Genomic DNA, 19,327 nt, shown 5'->3' with positions numbered 1-19,327 from the left:
CTCGGTCAGAGGTCGGCGTGCAGACTCCACACCTTCTCGGCCGTGTCGCGCCAGCTGAATGCCCGCGCGCGATCGATGCTCATCACGCGCAATCGCTCCATGCCCGCCGTGTCAGCCAGCGTGGTGGCCATCGCGCCGGCGAGGCGCTCGGGATAGCCCGCGGACGGCTCGCGCTCCACCACGACACCCGCCCCATCGACGACCTCCATCAGAGCGGCTGAGTCGGAGTGGATGACCGGCACCCCGAGGGCCAGCGCTTCGATGGCACGCTGCCCGGTGGCCGCGTAATGATCGGGTATCACGACAGCTACGGCGCGACTGATGGCGACAGCGAGTTCGGACATCGACGGCTCGATCAGGCGGATCGCGCGCTGAGCAGGCAAGCCCGCCTGAGCCAGCGCCTGCTCATAGGCTCCCGCCTGGGGAGCGCGGATGCCGACGAGCACAAGGGGCATCTGTGGTGCCTCGGGCGACGCGAGCGCGCTGAGCAGAGGAACCAGACCGTCGAGCGGATCCATCGACGCGCTCGTGAGCAGATACTCCGACGGCAGCCCGAGCGACTCTGCGACAGCGTCGACATCGCCGGGCAACCGAAGTGCTGACCGCGCTGCGGTCCCGATGACACGCAGTCGCTCGCCGAACGGCAAGAGCCCCGCGAGCTCGGCGGCCACCGCATGGGTTGGCACGACGATGGCGTCGGCGTGCTTTATCGCACGCTTGGCCATCTGCCGGAGCCACGATGCATGGTCGCCACCGAACCTGGGCAAGAGCCACGGCATCGCATCGTGGATCGTCACGACCGTCTGCGTGCCCACTGTCAGGCGACGGTCGTGCTTGCGCAGAGGAGCGAGAAGCCCTGGAGCATGGATCATGCCGTCCATCGAGCTCGTCGCACGGCTGCTCTGCCATGCACGGACCAGCTCTCTCCGTGCGAGAGGAAGGGCACTCACGCGAACCAGGCCGGGCAGGGCGGCGTCTACTTCCGCGATGTCCTCGGCATCGGTGGACGGCACGAGGCCTTCGACGTCGGCGCCCCGCGGCGCCGTCGCGATCAGTTCGCGGATCAGGTCACGGGCATAGCTGGCAGGCCGATGCGCGGGGCGATCGGCGTCGTCATCCACGATCACGCGAAGGGTCACCATTCCACGGGTGAGCCTATCCGCGCGGCCCTGAAAGGAACCGGAAGCAGTTCCTGCTATGTCTCGCGAGGACGACGGTCAGCCGTCGCACGCGGTGATGCGGAACAGGGCGCTGCCGCCCGAGCGTGCGATCTCGGTGAATCCGGGCGCCTCGGGCGCCCGGTCGACGACCGAGAAGGCCTGAGCCTGCGGATCGCCGTTCCAGAGCAGGCCCTCCGAGGCGAAGAGGTAGTGCGCGTCGAGACGATCGAGGGCCGCGCACACTTCGGGATCGGATCCCGCCTGGTCCAGCTTCTCCAGGACGATGAGGCGATCCGGGTCCCAGTCTCCGATCAGGTGGGGGAAGACCGCTCGGCGTGCACCCTCGGCCCAGACCAGCACCGAGCCGTTCCAGGGGTTGCCGACGACGGCCTCGTCTGCATCGGGGATGAGCTCGGGCAGCCGGCGGATGAGAGCGAGTTCGTCGCTGTCGAGGAGCCGTCCGTCCTTCGCATCGGTCACGGTCACGGTGTCGGCGATCGCTCGGTGCATGCCGGTCAGGGTCGGGCCCCACCAGCTCGTGCCGGCCAGCACCGCACTGATCGCCACCGCGACGATCAGGAACCGGCGCGTTCCCCACGGTTCCAGGCCGCGGATCCGGCTCACTCGGTCGGCCAGCATGGCGGCGCCGGCCGCGACGAGCACAGGGCTGAGCGTGCCGAGGATGGCGAAGAGCCGGAACTTGTCCTTGTACCAGATGCCCGTCGCGATCTTGGCGAAGTCGCCGTTGCTGCCGGCGCTCAACGCATAGAGCAGAGCTGTCAGCGCGAACGCGCCGACGAGCCACCGTGTCGAGCGATGCAGGCAGCAGACGGCCAACCCGATCACGAGCACGGCGGCGAAGAGGGGCGTGGGGGCGAGAGTCGACTCGCCCGGTCCCGACGGAGGAGCGACGAGCAGCGCCTGGAGCAGCGACTCGCCGAAGCCCTGGTGCGCAGTGGCGGGGCCGCCGTTGAGTCGATCCGAGATGGGCCTGGACGCGGCATCGAAGTAGACGAGAACGGCGATGGAGAACGCGCCGACGGCCGCAACGAGAGCGATGACCCCCGCGAGGGTCCACCCGACGGTGCGGCGTCGTGTCGATGCGTCGACCCAGCCGCGTCGTATCGCGCCGCCGACGCCGGCAGCGGCAAGGGGCAGGACGATGAGCATCACGCTGGGCAGCGACCGCGGATGGGCGAGCCCCGTGGCCGCGAGCCAGACGATGAGCAGCGCGACCGTGCCTGCGCGATGTCCACGCACTCGGACGAGGCGGAGGATAAGACCGAGCCCGGCGGGGATGAGCGAGTAGGCGAGCGCGGTCGGGTACAGCACGCCCCACGAGAGCAGGACGAACGGGGCCGCCGCCCCGAAGGACGCCGCAACGGCGGCGATGGGCGCCGCCAGGTCTGGGCGCGGGAGCGAGCGGCACGCCTCCGCGGCGAAGAGGGCGCTGCCCAGCGCGAAGACGGCCCCGGAGGTGGCGATCCAGGCTGCGGCGGTCGCCACGGGAATCGATGCTCCGCTGAGGAGCACGACGAGGGCGACGAGATCGTGCCAGGCGGCCGGATAGAACTCGACGGAACCCGGACCCGGATGGGTCATCCGATAGAGGTCGAAGGACGAGCCGTTGCCGCTGTCGAGGATGTACGAGACCGCGTTCAGGTGGAAGACGCCGTCGTAGGTCTGGCTGGGAAGGCTGGCGAGATCGCCGGAGAAGGCGATGACGGCGACGGCAGCAGTGGCGGCCGCGGCCGCCAGGCCGGTGACGACCGTGCCCACCGACCATGACTCGTGAGGCTCGCGCTCTCGCGGCCGGACCCGGCGTCCGACGAGAGCGGCGGCCGCCCATCCCAGCACGACCGCCACGGCGACCGTCCATCCGCCGAAGGGGATGCCGAGCCAGGATGCGACCACCGCGGTCACCGCGATGAGGGCAATCGAGATGGGACCCGCGACGGCCAGCAGCAGGATGCCGCGCAGTCGCAGCAGCAGTCCGATCCCCGCGCCGGGCAGGAGGGCGAGCGTGACGGCCACCGCGACTGCGGCGATCAGGCTGACTTCAGACACTCAGCGACGGTGCGATCGACGACTGGAGGGGAGCCTCGGCGGAGGCGCGGAACACGATGAAGTGATAGAGCACGAAGCGCACGACCACCACGACGGCGATGCTGGCGAGATTGATGAGATTGAGTGCCAGCGGTTCGGGAGGACCCATCAGCCAGATGCCGGCCGAGATGAGGCCGGCACCGAGGGCGGTGCACGCGACGTTCACGGCGACGAAGGCCAAGAGCTCGATCCAGCGCGAACGCCCACGACGGTGCCGGAAGGCCCACTCCCGATTCCCGACGTAGGCGTTCACCAGAGCGATCAGCGAGGAGACGACCTTCGCCGACACCGGATCCCACCGCCAGACGAGCACGAACAGATTGAACGCCGCGAGCTCGATCGCGGTGCTGAGCCCGCCCACGAGCAGGAACTTGAGTCCTGATCGCAGCAGTCTCTTCATCGGTCGTCCTCCGTGTCCGGCTCGGCTACGCTACACCTCGTGACGGAGCCGGCCAGGGGGCGCACCGACGGGCCGGGGATGCCAGTCGCGGTCGTGATGCCCGCCTACAACGAGGCCGAGTCGCTCCCCGTCTTCCTCGCCGAGATCGCCGAATCGCTTCGCCCGGTCGTCTCCTCGTTGCACTTCGTCGTGGTGGACGACCTCTCGACCGATTCGACCGCCGCCGTTCTGGAAGAGCTGCGGATCGTCGGAGCGGAGGTGGTCTCCGTCCGCAGCCCGAGCAACCGCGGCCACGGTCCGACTGCCCTGAACGCGTATCGCGAGGGCCTGCTGCTGGACGTCGACGTGATCATCCACGTCGACGGCGACGGGCAGTTCATCGGCTCCGACTTCCGGCGCGCGCTCGCCGCGTTGCACGGGGCGGACGTCGTGCACGGTGTCCGTACCTCTCGCACCGATCCCTGGTTCCGGCGGGTGATCACCGCCGTCACCTCCTTCGTGGCGGCCCTGCTCGCCGGCCATCGGATCCCGGACGTGAACACCCCGCTGCGGGTGTACCGGCGTCCGGCGATCGAGCGGCTCATCTCCCTCATCCCCGAGTCATCGCTCGTTCCCCACATCCACTTCTCGCTCCTCGAGCGTGCCCAGGATCTGCGGGTGCACTACGTGAGGGTGCAGAGCATCCCCAGGCGAGGCGCCTCCGTGCTCGGAACCATGTGGAACGGATCGGGGGAGCGCCGACCAGCACTGCCATCCGGGCGGCTCCTACGCTTCTCCCGCGATGCGGCGCTCGAGGTGCTGCGGCTCCGGGTGCTGCGACTGCGCCCTGCGCTCAGTGGATCGGGAGAGCACGGGACGAGACGACGCACGACGTGAGCGGCCTCAAGTCGACGACGAGAGGCCTGCCGTCGAGTTTCGGCTCCATCGCGTATCTGGTCTGCATCTGCGTCCTGATCGCGTCCTTCGTCGCGCTTCTGGTCCCCGGGTTCGCGATCACCCGGCTGTGGGAGGACGAGGCGTACAACCTGTCGGTGCCCCTCAGCGTGGCGCGGGGCGACGGCTACTCGAGCTTCGGAGTCCTGATCGGCAGCGTGCCCACCTCCTTCGACTTCCGCATCTCCACCGGACCCGTCGTCCTCCTGCCCATCGCCGTGCCTCTCCTGCTGGGGGTCGACCCGGTCCTTGCCGGGCGCGGGGTGATGGCGGCATTCGCCGTCCTCCTCGCCGTGGCCGCGTTCGCTGTCGGACGCCAGCATGGAGGACGGTGGGGAGGGGCAGCGGCTGTGGGCGTGGTGCTCGCCTTCAACGGCGGGATCACCGACTCGCCGGTTCAGGGTCTCACCGACGTGCTCGGCGAGATGCCCGCAGCCGCCTTCACACTCCTCGCGATCCGCTTCCTCAGATCGCGTCCCTGGCTCGCCGGGCTCTTCGTGGGAATCGCGATCCAATGCAAGAACCTGGCGGTGCTGTCCGTCCCCGCCCTTCTGGTGGTGCTGGTGATCACCATGGGGCCGCAGCTGCGCCGTCGCCTTCTCGCGGCGGGCGGCTTCATCGGAACGACGATCATCCCCACCACTCTCTTCGAGAGCGCCAAGCTCATCGCCCTCGGCCGATCCGCGTATGTGACCTCGACGCGCGACAGCTACTACTTCCTCCGAAGCGGCGGGCAGTCCGGCTTCGATTCGCCTCCCCTCGACAAGGTGCGGACCCTGTTGGCCGCATGGGGCCTGCCCATCGTCGTGGTCCTTCTCCTCGTGGTCGGCCTCGTGGTGCTCTCACTTCTCGACCTGCGCACGGGTGCCGGAACCAGCGCGACCGGCTGGCTGCTCGCCGCGCTCCTCTTCGGCTCATGGGTCGGCTGGTGGCTCGTCTCCATCCACCAACCCGTATGGATCCGACACCCTTCGCCGGGAGTGCTCGCGGTCGGCGCACTCGTCGCCGGGCTCGGCGTGGGCGCACTGCGCGCCGTCGGCTCCCGTGGTCCCGCCATCCGGACGAACCGCCCCCCATCCCTCGTCATCCTGGCGGGCACGCTGGCGCTGGTCGCGCTCGGCTGGTCCATCGGCGCCCGGGTGGCTTTCGCCTATCACCCCGTGGGGGAGACGCTCGCCGACCAGCGCACAGCTGCCGCGCTCGTCGACGGTCTGCCGGGGGACCGCATTCGCGGTGACTGGGGGCCCATGGTTCCCATCGCGCTTCTCGCAGACAGACCGCCTGTTCTTGCGGGGGATGACGAAGACACCTCCGGGATCTGGCTGCTGCCGGTGTGGCGCGATCTGGATCGGGAAGAGCTCGCGCGAGCGGGAGCCGACCGAGCGTGCGGCGCGGGCTCCGCGATGCTCGCCGACGGCTACGTGTACTGCAGCGCTTCGAACTGATCGACCACTCGCTGCAGGGTGCAGACACGCCACCCGTTCGGGGGTCGCTGGCGCCTCCGGATTGCTAGCATGGCCCGGCGCTCCGGGTGCCGCGCGGGCACCCAGCGGGCGTGCAACTGCAGAGGTCGGGTCCACACAGTGCCACCACGTTCGCCGTTCCGGCAGCTGATCACCGCCTACGCGGTCTACCTGCCTCTCCAGATAGCGGTGCTGGCGCTGATGCGTGCGATCGCGCCGCGCTTCTTCTGGTTCGACGACTCGGAGGCTCAGTTCGGGCCCGCCTGGTGGTGGCTCGGACGCACGGCGCACGGCGGCATCCCCGCGCTGATGGATCCCGACCTCGGCGTCGCCGGAGCGTTCACCGTCGACATCCAGTACGGCGCGCTCGACCCCCTCCACTGGATCGTCCAGGCGATCATCTCGCACTCCGACGACTACCTGACGGTGTCATGGATCGTGGCGGGCATCTCGATGCTCGTGCTGGGCACGGGTGTCGTCGCTCTCGCCTGGCATCTCCGCGCGCATCTCTGGCTGGTCGTCGGCGCGGCCATCGGCGTCGCCACCGGGGGCTTCCTCATGTGGTTCGGCAGCGCGTGGTGGCCCATGCTGTGGAGCGTCGGCTGGCTCGTCTGGTTCTGGTTCGGCCTGTCCACTCGGACCGCGGTCGGCGCGATCGCGGCCGGCGTGGGACTGACCGGAGTGCTGGCGAGCGGCAACCCGTACCTGATTCCCTTCGCCGTCCTGGTGTTCGTCGTCGAGATCGTGCAGCGACGACGCGCCTATGGATCGTGGCGATCCGTCCTGACCCACGCCGAGGTGCTCGGCAGGGCGCTCGCCTGCGTCGGCGGAGCGCTCGTCGCCGCGCCCACCCTGCTGACCCTGGTGGGGTCGACCTCCGTGCTGGAGCGGCCGACGCCGTCCGGGATCCTGGCCAACACCGGCTTCGCGGTGCCCAATCTGCTCGATGCGGCGCTGGGCGGCGCAACCCTCACGGGAGAGCTCAACGCGTGGGGCGGCGCCGTGGCGCCGGTCATGGCGCTGAGCACGGCCATCTTCGCGGTGCCGCTGCTCGCATTCGTCGACTGGCCCCGCGCCGTGAGGCTGCGCGGCGTGCCGACAGCGCTCGCTCTGGTGGCAGTCGCGCTCCTCGCCACGCAGCTGCCCGCCGTCATCGGCGGGTTCCGGGTGCCCCTGCGGTACGTGGTGGTAGCGCAGACCGCCCTGCCGATCCTCGCGGCCGTCGCCGTGAGCGGCGCGCGCCGAGTCACACGCGGCCGGATCATCCTGGCCGGGTCCCTCGTGGCGGGTCAGGTGCTTCTCGCGGCGTTCCGGTCCCCGCGTCTCGTCGAATGGCATATCGTCGGCGGACTCGTGACCGCGGCCGTGGTGATTGCCGCGATGGCACTCCTCGCGCGCAACGGCCGCTGGCGCGTGGCGGCTGCGGTCCTTCTCGTCCTCGGCACCGCCAGCACCTGGTTCATCCAGGAGCGCGCCATGGTCTCACTCGAGACGACCGCTGACCGGCAGGGTGTCGGCACGTCCTCCGTCGACGGTGCTCCGTACCGACTGCTGCGCAGCGCTCAGCCCGCGACGGGAGTGACGGAGCAGAGCTACCGGGAAAGGTCCATCCTGACCGACACCTCGGTGACAGTCCTCGACTGGACGGCGTCACCCGACCGCGGATGGGAGACGGGGGTCATGGAGGGCAACGGCAACCTCCTCGCTGGACTGAAGCCCGGCTTCGGCTCGCTTGCGATCGGCCAGAAGGACTACCAGCGGCACGTGTGCGAGGACTATCTCGGCTTGCAGTGCGGCGGCCCGGCCGACTCCGGAGCCGCTCTGCTGGAACGTGAGCCGCTCACCGGAGAGACCTGGCTCGATCTCACGAGCCAGGACAGGATCGTGCTCGCGCAGGACGCACCCGCTGCGATTCGGGCCTACCTCGACGAGGAATGGACTCTGACGGATGAGTCGTCCGAATGGCGATTCTACGAACGGAACGACGAGCTGCCGGGGCGCATCACCTGGGCGGCTGCGGGCGTGACGATCGCGTCGAAGTTCGCCAGCGGCCCGGCGTACGTCGGTCAGCCCATGGATGAATACACGGTCACGGCGTCCGATGGCGGGGCGGTCGTGCTCGCCGTCCCGTTCTGGCCGGGGATCACCGCCACACTCGACGGACGCAACATGCCGGTGTCTACGCTCGACGGGGCGATCGTCGAGATCGACCTCCCCGCAGGTACCGAGGCAGGGCGGCTCGAGGTGGCCTACGCGCCCATCGGCGTGCGCGTCCTGATCCCGGCTGTGCTGATCGGTGCCCTGGCGGTGATCGCCGGAGCGGGTCTGATCGTGTTCGCCCGAGCGCGTCGGCTCCGCCTCTCCGAGGAGAGGCGGGAGCGACGAGCGGCCGAGCGCGGCGAGCCGACGGCGCCGTCCCGGCTCACAGTGCTCATCTCTCAGCTGCTGCGCTTCCTGTGGAGCGCCTGCGCCGGCCTGGGCGTCGACCTCGGACTCTATGCGCTGCTCACCCATCTCGGTGTCGAGGCGGGACTGAGCAACGTGATCAGTTCGGGCGCCGCGGTCGTCGTGCTGTATCTGCTCATCACGAGATACACCTTCGGACAGCAGGCCACAGTGCTGACGTTCGCGCTATTCGTCGGTTGGTACGTGCTCTCGATCTCCGTCTTCTCCCTGATCATCCAATGGGGCGTCGACGGCCTCGGCCTGCATCCCCTCGTGAGCAAGGCGGCCTCGCTGCCGCTGTCGTTCCTGGCCAACTTCCTCTTCGGGCGCTTGCTGTTCGCCCGCTTCGCCCGGCCTCGTGCAGGAGCCGACCCGGAGGGCGGATCCGAGACCGATGCCGCGCTGGAGGAGCCGCTGCGACCCTCCTCGGGACAGACGCCGTGAAAGGATCGAGATCGTGACGGAGATCCGGGCGCTGCTGTTCGACCTCGACGGGACTCTCGTCGACACCCGCGAATCCAACTACCTCGCCTACCGGACGGCCTTCCAGTCCGCGGGGTATGAACTCGACCGCCCCACCTTCGACGGCACGTGGGGCCAGGACTCTCGGGACTTCATCCCCGCCCTGCTGCCAGGCTTGACGACGGCGCAGATCGACGGCATCCGCCGCCGGAAGAGCGAGGCGTACGCGGAGCGTCTGGAGCAGACCGTGCCCAACACGGCGCTCATCGGCTTCCTCCGACAGATGGCGCCGCAGCTGGCGACGGGACTCGTCACCACCGCGAAGGAGAGCAACGCGCGCGCGGTGCTGGCCCATGTCGGCATCGCCGACACCTTCCAGGTCCTCGTCTTCGGTGAAGACGTGGAGAAGAGCAAGCCTCATCCCGAGGCGTACGAGGTCGCGCTCCGTCGACTGGGCGTCGAGCCGCACGAGGCCATCGCCTTCGAGGATTCCGACACTGGGGCGGCTGCCGCGGCGGCGGCCGGCATCCGGGTGGTCCGGATCGGCAGGTTCGCGTGATCGAACGATTCGGGCGCACCCGTCTCGTCCTCCTCGGGCTGGGAGCGATCGGCATCGCCGTATTCGCGGCGCTGGCTCGCGCGCCGCTCGCCGAGATATTCGAGATGCTGGCGGAGCTGTCAGCGACGACGCTGTGGTTGACGGCTGGGTCCGCGCTGGTGCTCCTCGTGGGCCATCTGTTCCGCGCGGCACGCACGAAGATCCCGCTCGACAACGTCCGTCGGGGCAGCCTGGGGGCTCAATTCCAAGCCCTCTCGGTGGGCTACTTCTTCGACATCGTCCTCCCGTTCCGGATCGGGGAGATCATCCGGGCATTTCTGATCGCCCGGAAGCTTCGGATGAGCATCCTCTACACGCTCGCCGCCGTGCTGGTCGAGCGCCTCATCGACGCGATCCTCGTGTCGACCGTGTTCCTCGTCCTAGCGGCCTTCCTGCTCGAGGGGGTCCGCCTCCTCTCGATCGGCATCGCCGTGCTCGCCCTCACCGTCAGCGTCGTCGCTCTGTTCCTGTTCGTGCGCTTCGTGGGCGAGGACCGCACACTGCTGAGGATCGTCTGGCGGGGAACCGCTCTGCTCAACCCACGGATCGAGGCACAGGCGCGCTTCAGGATCTGGGGCGTGCTCTTCGGCTTCCAGCGCCTGCTGCTGCACAGAAGGCGCCTGGCGCTCTACGCTGCATTCTCTGCGGCATCGTGGATCTGCTACTTCGGAGCCACCGCCCTTCTGGTGGCTGCCTTCCTCGGTGTCGGCAGCGGGGCGAATCCGGTGGTGGCTGCCGTGGCGCCCTATGTCGGCAGCCTGTCCGCGTGGATCGCCGATCCCGCGAACTTCGTGGAGACGGTCGTCGGCACACTCGGCCTGGTGCCCGTGGGCGCGACCGAGTCGGTCGCGGCGTTCGCCGGTGCGGCCTTCGTCGTGCTCAACCTCCCGATCGCTGCGATCGGATTGATAATGCTCTTCCTCGTCACCACCAAGCCGACGCTCGAGCATGGCGAGGTGACCCAGACGACGAGCTTCGAGAACAAGCTGGTCCGGGTCGAGGACATCTCGCAGACCATGCCGCACTTCCTCGACTCGTACTTCCAAGGCGAACGGCTCTCGCAGGTCGTTCATCGACTCGAGGTCTCGGGTCGCCTCCAGCTGGTGAAGTTCTTCAAGGGCGGCTCCAACGCACTCACCGTTCTGGCGCAGACCCCCGAGGGCCGCTACGTCAAGAAGCTCGTCCCCTCCGAATACGAGCATCGGCTGCGCAACCAGTACGACTGGCTGGTCGAGCGTGATGGCAACCCCCAGCTCGTCAGGGCTCTGCGGGAGGAGCGCAACGAGGACTTCTACGCGATCGATCTCGAGTACCGACCCGCCAGCGGACCGCTCTTCGACTACGTGCACCAGGCTGCGCTCGAGACGGCGATCGAGAAGATCGACGACGTGTGGGCGTTCATGCACCGCGAGATCTACACCCTCGAGAAGGAAGCGTCACGCCCGGAGATCCGGGACGAGTACGTGGAAGAGCGGCTGATCTCGCGGGTGGCGGCCGCTGCGCTGGTGCACGAGGACCTCCAGCGGGCGCTCGGCAGCCCGCAGATCGTGGTCAACGGCAAGACGCTCGACAACTTCGCGCAGGTGATGCGGCGCATCCAGGACCACCCAGACGCCTGGCCCGATCTGGCCGTCTACCGGGAATCCGCTGCGATCCACGGCGACCTCACCATCGACAACATCCTCGTCGACGCCGCCGTCGACGACATCCTCATCATCGATCCCTCCGACGACAACCAGATACGCGGGCCGATCATCGACTTCGCTCGGCACATGCAGTCCCTGCGATTCGGCTACGAATTCCTCAATGCCGACGAGAGCGCCGTGCCTCTGGAGCAGGACCCGACCGGACTGCCGTCGGTGTCGTACCGCAACGCGCGTTCCTCGCGCTATGCCGACCTCACCGAGCACATGCAGACCGAGCTCATGCCGCGCTATCTGAGCGCGGCCGAGCAGCGGGCGGTGCTCTTCCACGTCGGGCTCTTCTACGCCCGGATGCTCACGCACCGAGTGGTGATCAACCCCGCGACGGTGCTGAAGTACTACGCGGTCGCGGTCGAAGCGCTCAACCAATTCATAGAGCAGTACCCATCGGAGGACGACGCATGAGAGCGGTCATCGCCATTCCCGCGTACAACTGCGCGCCGCAGATCGGACGGGTGCTCGACGAGATCGACGAGGCGACTGCAGCGCGGGTCGAAGAGATCTGGGTCGTCGACAACGGCAGCACCGATGACACGGTGGCACGCGCTTTGGACTACCAGGAGCGAGGACGACTCCCCGGGCTGCGCGTGCTGCGCAACCGGGCGAATGTGAATCTCGGAGGCACCCACAAGGCGGCGTTCGAACATGCGCGCTCCGCCGGCTACACGCACGTGGTGATCCTGCACGGTGACAACCAGGCTGACAGTCGAGAGGTCGCCCGGCTGCTGGACGTCTCCGAGCGCTCGGGGCGCACAGCTCTGGGATCGCGATTCAACAAGCGGTCGCAATTGCACGGATACGACACCAAGCGCATTCTCGGCAACAAGGTGCTCAACGTGCTCTACAGCGTCGTCGCCTGGCATCGGCTGGAGGACCTCGGCTCGGGCCTCAATGTGTTCCGGATCGCCGACCTCGACTCGCGCACCTACCTGGGCTTCGCGAACAGCCTCACCTTCAACTTCGAGCTCATCCTCGACCTCGTCCGACGTCGGGTGCGATTCGTCTACGTGCCGATCACCTGGCGCGAGGAGGACCAAGTGACGAACGCCCGCAACTGGAAGGTGTTCCGGACGGCGTTGGTCAACCTGGCGCGCTGGCGGCTCGGCCTGTCGAGTCCATCGGCACCCGAAAATCAGGTGTACGAGTGGGATGAGGTGACGCGATGAGCGGCAGGCTGCAGGTCCTCATGCCGATGGGCGGTCTCGGACAGCGTTTCCGAGATGCAGGCATCTCCACGCCCAAGCCGCTGATCGAGGTGCGCGGCGTGCCCATGTTCAAGCGGGCGCTCGCCTCCCTCGACGCATACCCGGGGGCGAAGAGCCTGATCGTCGTCGTCCGAGAGGAGCACCAGCGGGACTTCCGGCTGGCGGACCTGATCCGTGAGGTGCAGCCTGACGCGCAGATCGTGATGCTGGACCACGACACCCGTGGAGCGGTGGAGACCGCCTTCTCGGCAGCCGCCGTGCTGGATCCGGACGCTCCGCTGGTCGTGATGGACTGCGACATCGCCTTCGAGAGCGACGAGTACTTCACGCGCATCGCCGAAGCCGTCGAATCAGGCGCCCCCGAGGGGCTGCTGCTGTCGTTCACCTCGACGGACCCTCGGTACAGCTACGCCGCGACGGACGGGAACGGCAGCGTCTACCGCACGGCCGAGAAGGATCCCATCTCCGACAACGCCTTGATGGGGGCGTACTTCTTCGTGTCCGCATCTGTGTTCCTGGAAGCCGCCCAGGCGCTGCTGGCCACTCCTATCTCCGCGGAGATGAAGGAGTACTACGTGTCGCTCCTGTTCAACCGCCTCATCGAAGATGGTCGCCCGGTCGGGCTGGCGAGGGGTGAGTTCTACAGCTTCGGCACGCCGGCGGAGCTCGAGCGGTTCGAAGCCACCGGTCTGCCGACGTGAGCGGCGATGCAGTGGTGGCCGTTGTAGTCGCCTACAACCGTCGCGAGCTCCTCGGCGAGACGCTGACGGCGCTGCTGGAGCAGACGCATGCGCCGCGCGCGATCGTGGTGGTAGACAACGGATCCGACGACGGATCGGCCGATCATGCAGCGCAGCTGGCACCGGATGCGGACATCGTCCGGCTGCCGCGCAACACGGGCGGCGCGGGCGGTTTCGCGGTCGGCATCGAGCGAGCGGTGACCGTGCACAGTGCCGACCTCGTCTGGGTCATGGACGATGACACCGTTCCGACGGCGAGCGCGCTCGAGGAGCTCCTCGCTGCACGGACGGCGACCGGCAAGCGCGCCGGCGCCTACGGGTCGCGGGTGGTGTGGACGGATGGCCGCGACCATCCGATGAACACCCCCAAGCCCTCGCCGTTCCGATGGGGGGCGGCGCGTGCGCTGCGGGTGCCGGCCGCCGCCGTCGACGCCTTCCCCGTCCGCTCGTCCTCCTTCGTCTCCCTCCTCCTCGAGGCGGACATCGTGAGGGAGCGGGGCCTGCCCATCGCCGACTACTTCCTCTGGAACGACGACTTCGAGTACAGCGGGCGGATCGTCAGAGGCAGCACCGCCCTCTTCTGCAGGCGCAGCGTGGTCGTTCACAAGACGAAGGTGTTCGGCAGCACCAAGGCGGATCCGGGCGAGCGCTTCTACCTCGAGGTGCGCAACAAGCTCTGGCTGTTCCTTCGATCCCGCGCCTATTCGCCGTTCGAGAAGGCGGTCTACGTCTCGACCACCTCGGTGCGGTGGGCGCTGACCTTCGCGGGCTCCCATCAGAGGGCAGTGCTGCGCAGCGGCCTCATCCGAGGCCTCCGCGATGGGCTGACCACCCGTCCGCGCCCCAATGCCGAGACACTGGCCGACCTCGGTGCGGTGGGAGCGGCGATCGCGGCATTCGAAGGGGCGCTGTGACGGAGCACTTCTCGCTCCTCATGTCCGTGTACGCCAAGGACAGCGCCGATCACCTGGAGCGCGCGCTGACAAGCGCGGTGCTGGACCAGTCCCTCTATCCGGACGAGGTCGTCCTGGTGCAGGACGGCCCTGTCGGCGTTGCGCTCGAGCGCACGATCGAGCGGTTCGTCGCGAGCTGTCCGGTTCCGGTCCACCATCTGGTGATGCCCGAGAACAGGGGGCTGGCGGCCGCGCTCACCCTCGGACTCCAGAGCTGCAGCCACGACATCGTGGCGCGGATGGACGCCGACGACATCGCGATGCCCCACCGCTTCGAGCGCCAGCTGGCGGCCTTCCACGATCGCCGACTGGACCTACTGGGAACGGGGATGTTCGAGTTCGCAGAGAACGGCAGCGGCATCGTCGCGCGACGCACCCCGCCCGTGGGGGAGCGCATCGACGGCTTCGCCCGCTTCCACGATCCCTTCAATCACCCCACCGTCGTGTATCGCCGCAGCGCGGTTCTCCGCGCGGGCGGATACCGGCCCATGGGACTCATGGAGGACTACTGGCTGTTCGCCCGCATGATCATGACGAAGGCAGCGGTCGACAACCTCGCCGAGCCACTCCTGATGTATCGGGTCGACAGCGGCGCCTACTCGCGGCGCGGAGGTCTGGGCCAGCTGCGGGCGGAGCTGCGGCTGCAGCGCGCGTTCCGCCACTCGGGTTTCACGACGTCCGGTCAGATGGCGAGAAACATCATCGTCCGCGGAGGCTACCGTCTGATCCCCACGGCGATCCGACGTGCGCTCTACCGGGCGACGCTGGCGCGCAAGGACGATGGTGTGGATCGTTCCTCGGCAGAGGTCGGGCGATAGGGTGAGCGGCGCCGACAGGCGGAACGGCGGCAGAATGCGGTCCCCGGTGACACGGGTGATCTTCGCGACCGTCCTCTCCGGGGTGTTCACCTACGTCTTCCTGGGCACCGTCTCGCGTTCGCTCGATGCCTCGCAGTTCGATGTGTTCTCCATCATCTGGTCGGTGAGCCTGATCATCGGATTCGGGCTGTTCCTGCCCGTCGAGCAGGAGCTGTCCCGCCTCGGCGGCTCGGGTGCGCTGCCCGAGGCGGCCGGACGAGCCGGCGTGCGGATCGCCGCGGAGCTCGCGCTCGGGACTCTGGTGCTCCTCGGAATCGCTGCTCCGCTGCTCGTGGGCAACGGAGTCGCGGTGCAGGTCGTCCTGCTCTCCGGGGCCCTGGTCGTCGTCTCGGCCGTGCAGTTCACTGCACGGGGATATCTCCTCGCCGGTGGTCGCTTGAAGCGCTACGCGGATGTGCTCACCGTAGACAGCATCCTGCGCGTGATGCTGGCGCTCGTCGTGGCGTTGACTATCGGCAGAGGATTGCCCGCAGACGCCGCGCTCTTCGCCATCGGGCTGGCCGTAGCGATCCTCCTCGCGCATCTCCCGGTGCTCGGCGGTCTGCGAGCCGTGCCTGGGACGAGGGCGCCGATCCCGGTGGTGCGGGCGGCCGTCATCAGCCTCGTCGGCGGCACGCTGTCCGCACAGGTGCTGCTCAATGTCGGCCCGCTGCTCATCGGAGCGCTCTCCGAGACCGCCGGGGCCGCCGGTGCGTTCCAGGCCACCTTCAGCGTGGCGCGGATCCCCCTGTTCATGCTCGTGCCGCTGCAGGCCGCCTTGGTCGCCCCCCTCGCCGCGCAGGTGGCGGCAGGGCGGACGAGCGAGATGATCCGCCTCATGCTCACGATCGCAGGTGCGATCGCGGGCCTCGCCATCGTGGGGGCGGCAGTCGCGGGGTGGCTGGGGCCTTGGATCATCGGACTGGTCTTCGGGCAGGGGCGGGCTTTGGCGGCGCCGCTGGTGGCGCTCCTGGTCGCCGGCGTCTTCGTGCACGTCGGTCTGGTGGTCTCGACACAGGCGCTCATCGGAGCCGGGCGTCATCGGCAGGCGTCGACCGCCTGGATCGCGGCCGTGCTCGTCTTTGCGGCGACGGTGCTCATTCTCCGTCCGTCGATCGGCATCGTGCCTTCGGTGTCCGTGGCCTTCGCGGGCGGCTCGCTCATCGGGTGGGGTGTCGGCCTGCTCTCACTCGTGGCAGCCGGTCGCGCGCATCGCGCATCCCGAGGAGATCATCCCGGCAGGTAGATCCCCACGGCGACGAGCACGATCCAGGCGAGGGCGAACGCTTGGAGCATCCGGTCGCCCAGAGCGATGTCCTCAGGAGCCTCCGCGTCGCCGCGATCGATGTGCTGTGTGTAGCGCAGAGCCGCCAGTACGAACGGGGCCACGGACAGGGAGAGCCAGATGTTCCCGCCCCCGGCGGATGATTCGAATGCCCACAGGCTGTAGCCGAGCACGAGCACCGTGGCAGCTGTATGCCAGACGAAGGCGAGGTAGCTCCGGGTGTAGCCCTTGAGCGAACCGCGGACCTCGCCCGTGCGCTCGTGCGTCGCCAGGATCTCCGCGTAGCGTTTGCCGGCGACCATCAGCAGGGATCCGAACACCGCGACGATGAGGAACCACTGGCTCAGCCGGATATCGGTCGCCACGCCGCCTGCGATCATCCTGAGCAGGAAGCCGGAGGAGACGACGGCGATGTCGAGGATCGGCTGGTGCTTGAGCCAGATGCAGTACGCGATCTGCAGCGCTATGTAGAAGGCCATGACGCCCGCAAGGCCGAGTCCCGCGAGCAGTGCGATCGCGACGCTCGCGAGGAAGAGCACCACCGCTGCCGCGTAGGCGGTGCGCAGCGGGACGACTCCCGCAGCGATGGGCCGAGTGCGCTTCTTGGGGTGGGCGCGATCCGCCTCGATGTCGAGCGCATCGTTCAGGAGGTAGACGCCCGATGCCGCGAGACAGAAGGCGGCGAAGGCGATGGCGGTGTCGAGGAGCACTGCCGGCTCCAGGATCCGGACCCCCGCGAGGGGAGCCGCGATCACCAGCACGTTCTTCACCCATTGACGAGGACGCGCGGTGCGCAGGATCCCGCCGGCGACGGATGACGCGCGCGGGGTCTGATCGGGGATGAGGTCCGGTTCGCTGATCGTGGTGCTCCTTCTCGCTTGGGCGCGATCGCTCCGGGAGTCCAACATAGCCCGCGGGTTCGGATTGCCGCCGTAGGGTGGAGCTGTGCCCGCGTCACAGGTCCACCTCGTCCGCCACGGCGAAGTCGACAACCCCCGGGGCGTCCTCTACGGACGCCTCCCCGGATTCGGCCTCTCCACAGCCGGGCGGGAGATGGCGGCCGCCGCCGCCGATCATCTGCTGAGGTCCGGACATCGGGTGACGAGGCTCCTGTCCTCTCCGCTAGAGCGCGCGGTCGAGTCTGCAGAGCCGGTCGCTGCTGCATTCGATCTCGAGATTGAGACCCGCGATCCGCTGATCGAGGCGTTCAGTCGCCTGGAGGGCGGCAGGTATCAGATGAACGCCGGCATCCTGTTCAAGCCCGGGGCATGGCGCTACCTCGTCAATCCGTTCACACCGAGCTGGGGAGAGCCCTTCGTCGAGGTCGCTGCACGGATGCGTGCGGAGATGGACTTCGCGTGGAGATCCGTCGATGACGGAGACGTCGTGATCGTCTCGCACCAGCTGCCCATCTGGATGGCACATCGCAGCGTCGCCGGGCAGAGTCTCGCTCACGACCCTCGCAAGCGCCGCTGCGCTCTGTCGAGCATCACTAGCTTCGAGAATCGCAACGGGTGGACTGAAGTGGACTACGCCGATCCCGCGTCGTCGCTGCGCCGCCGAAAGGGCGACGTCGGCGCGGTCTGACCGTCGGAGCCGCACCGGCGACACGGGGACCGAATGCCCGCCCACCGAGAGGCTCCGCGTTATCGTGATCCGGCCTGAGACCCGTTCAGGGGCCAGACGGCAGGACCGGCCGCGGATGCGGTGATGAGGGGCGGGGTGGTGATGGTCGAGGCGCGCGTGGATGTCGGCAGTGCGGGCGGTCGCCCGCGGTTCCGGCTGCTTGATCTCCTGCGTCTCGTTGCTGCTCTCTCCGTTGTCCTGTACCACTACACGGCCCGCGACAGCTCGGCGTGGTCGGGCAGCCTGCCGCTCGAGCTCTGGGCTCCACTGTCAGGAGTGACGGTGTACGGATTTCTCGGAGTGGAGCTGTTCTTCCTGATCAGCGGCTTCGTCGTCCTGATGTCGGCCTGGAGCTCCGACCTGCCGGGATTCGTCGCCTCACGTGTCGGACGTCTGTATCCGGCGTACTGGTTCGCAGTCCTTCTGACGGGAAGCCTGCTCTTCTTCGATCGGAGCATCGATGTCGGCGGATCATGGGCGAGTGTCGGTCCATCGGGCATCCTGGTCAATCTGACGATGTTCCAGACCGCGTTCGGCGTCCCGCACGTCGACGGGGTGTACTGGACCCTCTGGGCTGAGCTGAAGTTCTACATCATCGTGGGGCTGCTGGTCCTCGTCCGCGTCACGCGAGCTCGCATCATCGTTCTCGCGACCGCCTGGCCGATCCTCGCCGCTTTCGTGAGCCAGTTCCAGCTCCCGGCGCTCAGCGAGATCCTGATGCCTGACTATGCGCCGTTCTTCGCCGCGGGAATGCTCCTGTTCCTCGCGTATCGCGAGGGTTGGTCGATCGCCACGATCCTGCCTCTCGCTCTCAATTGGATCGCGATCGTGCGCGGGGTCTACGTCGAGCAGGCCGCGCCCGGACCCCATCTTCCGACCAATCCGAATGTCGTCGTCCTCGTCTACGCGACCTTCGTCATCGCGATCGCCCTGGTCACTCAGACACAGCTGTCCGCAGTCCGATGGAGATGGCTCACCGCCGCCGGGGCGCTGACGTATCCGCTCTATCTCATTCACGAGATAGCCGGGTGGTGGCTGATCGGGAAGCTCTATCCGGCCCTTCCGAAGACCCTCGTGCTCCTGCTGGTGATCGTCATCATGCTCGTCGTCGCGTATATGGTGAACCGCATCATCGAGCAGCCGATCGGGCGACGGCTGCGACGTGTTCTGGAGGCATCGCTCCGCAGGCCCTCCCCGGGGGACGTCCTGGCTGAGGGATCGTCCCGAAAGCGGGCTGCAGATGCCTCGCCGCCGTCGGACAGCAGGGCTCCTGACGCTGATGCCGCAGCCCGGGTTCGCGCAGTGGACTGAGCAGTCGGCCGTTGAGAAGGCTCAGCGCCCCCTCGCAAGGGCTCGGGTTCGGCGCGTCGGCTAGGGTGATCCGAGGTCTA

The 19,327-nt window shown here is 68.2% G+C and carries 16 protein-coding genes; 12 read left to right on the top strand and 4 right to left on the bottom strand.

Annotated features, from left to right (window positions below; all coding sequences use genetic code 11):
- Positions 1-5: 5 nt before the first annotated feature.
- The 3 genes from E6C64_RS09425 to E6C64_RS09415 all read right to left on the bottom strand — a co-directional run bounded on the left by E6C64_RS09425 (position 6) and on the right by E6C64_RS09415 (position 3,666).
- Complete coding sequence (locus E6C64_RS09425; RefSeq protein WP_136427258.1) at positions 6-1,142, bottom strand: glycosyltransferase; 1,137 nt, start codon at positions 1,140-1,142, stop codon at positions 6-8.
- A 75-nt stretch (positions 1,143-1,217) separates the two neighbouring features.
- On the bottom strand, positions 1,218-3,227 hold the full coding sequence (locus tag E6C64_RS09420) for a DUF6541 family protein (RefSeq protein ID WP_136427257.1): 2,010 nt from the start codon (positions 3,225-3,227) through the stop codon (positions 1,218-1,220).
- Entirely contained in the window at positions 3,220-3,666 is a 447-nt protein-coding gene (locus tag E6C64_RS09415; protein WP_136427256.1) for a GtrA family protein, read from the bottom strand. Before E6C64_RS09415 ends, E6C64_RS09420 begins: the two co-directional genes overlap by 8 nt.
- Positions 3,667-3,705: 39 nt before the next feature.
- Between E6C64_RS09415 and E6C64_RS09410 the strand changes: the two genes are divergently transcribed.
- The 10 genes from E6C64_RS09410 (at position 3,706) to E6C64_RS09365 (ending at position 16,271) form a co-directional block, all read left to right on the top strand.
- Positions 3,706-4,542 carry a glycosyltransferase family 2 protein gene (locus E6C64_RS09410; RefSeq protein ID WP_136427255.1) on the top strand — a complete coding sequence of 279 codons (837 nt, stop codon included), beginning with the start codon at positions 3,706-3,708 and terminating at the stop codon, positions 4,540-4,542.
- Positions 4,539-6,044, top strand: a complete 1,506-nt coding sequence (locus E6C64_RS09405; RefSeq protein WP_136427254.1) for a glycosyltransferase family 39 protein — start codon at positions 4,539-4,541, stop codon at positions 6,042-6,044. Before E6C64_RS09410 ends, E6C64_RS09405 begins: the two co-directional genes overlap by 4 nt.
- A 138-nt stretch (positions 6,045-6,182) precedes the next feature.
- Positions 6,183-8,951 (top strand): GtrA family protein, encoded by a 2,769-nt coding sequence (locus E6C64_RS09400; RefSeq protein WP_158437819.1) that lies wholly within the window; start codon positions 6,183-6,185, stop codon positions 8,949-8,951.
- A gap of 13 nt (positions 8,952-8,964) precedes the next feature.
- The gene (locus tag E6C64_RS09395) at positions 8,965-9,528 is read left to right on the top strand and encodes an HAD family hydrolase (protein WP_158437817.1); all 564 of its coding nucleotides are present in this window, start codon (positions 8,965-8,967) and stop codon (positions 9,526-9,528) included.
- Positions 9,525-11,675 carry a lysylphosphatidylglycerol synthase domain-containing protein gene (locus tag E6C64_RS09390; RefSeq protein WP_136427251.1) on the top strand — a complete coding sequence of 717 codons (2,151 nt, stop codon included), beginning with the start codon at positions 9,525-9,527 and terminating at the stop codon, positions 11,673-11,675. The genes E6C64_RS09395 and E6C64_RS09390 overlap by 4 nt, the downstream gene beginning before the upstream one ends.
- Positions 11,672-12,436: a glycosyltransferase family 2 protein gene (locus tag E6C64_RS09385; protein WP_136427250.1), complete on the top strand. Its 765-nt coding sequence runs from the start codon at positions 11,672-11,674 to the stop codon at positions 12,434-12,436. The genes E6C64_RS09390 and E6C64_RS09385 overlap by 4 nt, the downstream gene beginning before the upstream one ends.
- Positions 12,433-13,176: a glycosyltransferase family 2 protein gene (locus tag E6C64_RS09380; RefSeq protein ID WP_136427249.1), complete on the top strand. Its 744-nt coding sequence runs from the start codon at positions 12,433-12,435 to the stop codon at positions 13,174-13,176. Before E6C64_RS09385 ends, E6C64_RS09380 begins: the two co-directional genes overlap by 4 nt.
- A complete protein-coding gene (locus E6C64_RS09375) occupies positions 13,173-14,129 on the top strand; it encodes a glycosyltransferase (RefSeq protein WP_233255541.1) in 957 nt (318 codons plus the stop codon). Before E6C64_RS09380 ends, E6C64_RS09375 begins: the two co-directional genes overlap by 4 nt.
- Positions 14,126-14,986: a glycosyltransferase gene (locus E6C64_RS09370; protein WP_233255540.1), complete on the top strand. Its 861-nt coding sequence runs from the start codon at positions 14,126-14,128 to the stop codon at positions 14,984-14,986. The genes E6C64_RS09375 and E6C64_RS09370 overlap by 4 nt, the downstream gene beginning before the upstream one ends.
- Positions 14,987-15,032: 46 nt before the next feature.
- Positions 15,033-16,271: a lipopolysaccharide biosynthesis protein gene (locus E6C64_RS09365; protein WP_136427248.1), complete on the top strand. Its 1,239-nt coding sequence runs from the start codon at positions 15,033-15,035 to the stop codon at positions 16,269-16,271.
- Here the strand turns inward: E6C64_RS09365 and E6C64_RS09360 are convergent.
- Positions 16,256-17,218 (bottom strand): decaprenyl-phosphate phosphoribosyltransferase, encoded by a 963-nt coding sequence (locus E6C64_RS09360; RefSeq protein ID WP_136427247.1) that lies wholly within the window; start codon positions 17,216-17,218, stop codon positions 16,256-16,258. The genes E6C64_RS09365 and E6C64_RS09360 overlap by 16 nt on opposite strands.
- A 37-nt stretch (positions 17,219-17,255) precedes the next feature.
- Between E6C64_RS09360 and E6C64_RS09355 the strand changes: the two genes are divergently transcribed.
- Together E6C64_RS09355 and E6C64_RS09350 are read left to right on the top strand one after the other, a co-directional pair.
- Positions 17,256-17,897 carry a histidine phosphatase family protein gene (locus E6C64_RS09355; RefSeq protein WP_136427246.1) on the top strand — a complete coding sequence of 214 codons (642 nt, stop codon included), beginning with the start codon at positions 17,256-17,258 and terminating at the stop codon, positions 17,895-17,897.
- Between the two features lie 141 nt (positions 17,898-18,038).
- The gene (locus E6C64_RS09350; RefSeq protein ID WP_233255574.1) at positions 18,039-19,247 is read left to right on the top strand and encodes an acyltransferase family protein; all 1,209 of its coding nucleotides are present in this window, start codon (positions 18,039-18,041) and stop codon (positions 19,245-19,247) included.
- Positions 19,248-19,327 lie beyond the last annotated feature (80 nt).

Origin of the sequence: Naasia lichenicola, from assembly GCF_004801885.1 — a bacterium.
In the GTDB taxonomy this organism is placed as follows: Bacteria; Actinomycetota; Actinomycetes; order Actinomycetales; family Microbacteriaceae; genus Naasia; species Naasia lichenicola.
Note: the sequence above shows the minus strand (reverse complement) of the source record. Positions and strands in the feature narration are given on the sequence as shown.

Bases quoted from the DNA above. Each gene is read 5' to 3' on its own strand.
- E6C64_RS09380 (WP_136427249.1), top strand. From the start codon at position 12,433: ATGAGCGGCAGGCTGCAGGTCCTCATGCCGATGGGCGGTCTCGGACAG.
- E6C64_RS09385 (WP_136427250.1), top strand. From the start codon at position 11,672: ATGAGAGCGGTCATCGCCATTCCCGCGTACAACTGCGCGCCGCAGATC.
- E6C64_RS09425 (WP_136427258.1), bottom strand. From the start codon at position 1,142: ATGGTGACCCTTCGCGTGATCGTGGATGACGACGCCGATCGCCCCGCG.
- E6C64_RS09350 (WP_233255574.1), top strand. From the start codon at position 18,039: ATGGTCGAGGCGCGCGTGGATGTCGGCAGTGCGGGCGGTCGCCCGCGG.
- E6C64_RS09415 (WP_136427256.1), bottom strand. From the start codon at position 3,666: ATGAAGAGACTGCTGCGATCAGGACTCAAGTTCCTGCTCGTGGGCGGG.
- E6C64_RS09360 (WP_136427247.1), bottom strand. From the start codon at position 17,218: ATGTTGGACTCCCGGAGCGATCGCGCCCAAGCGAGAAGGAGCACCACG.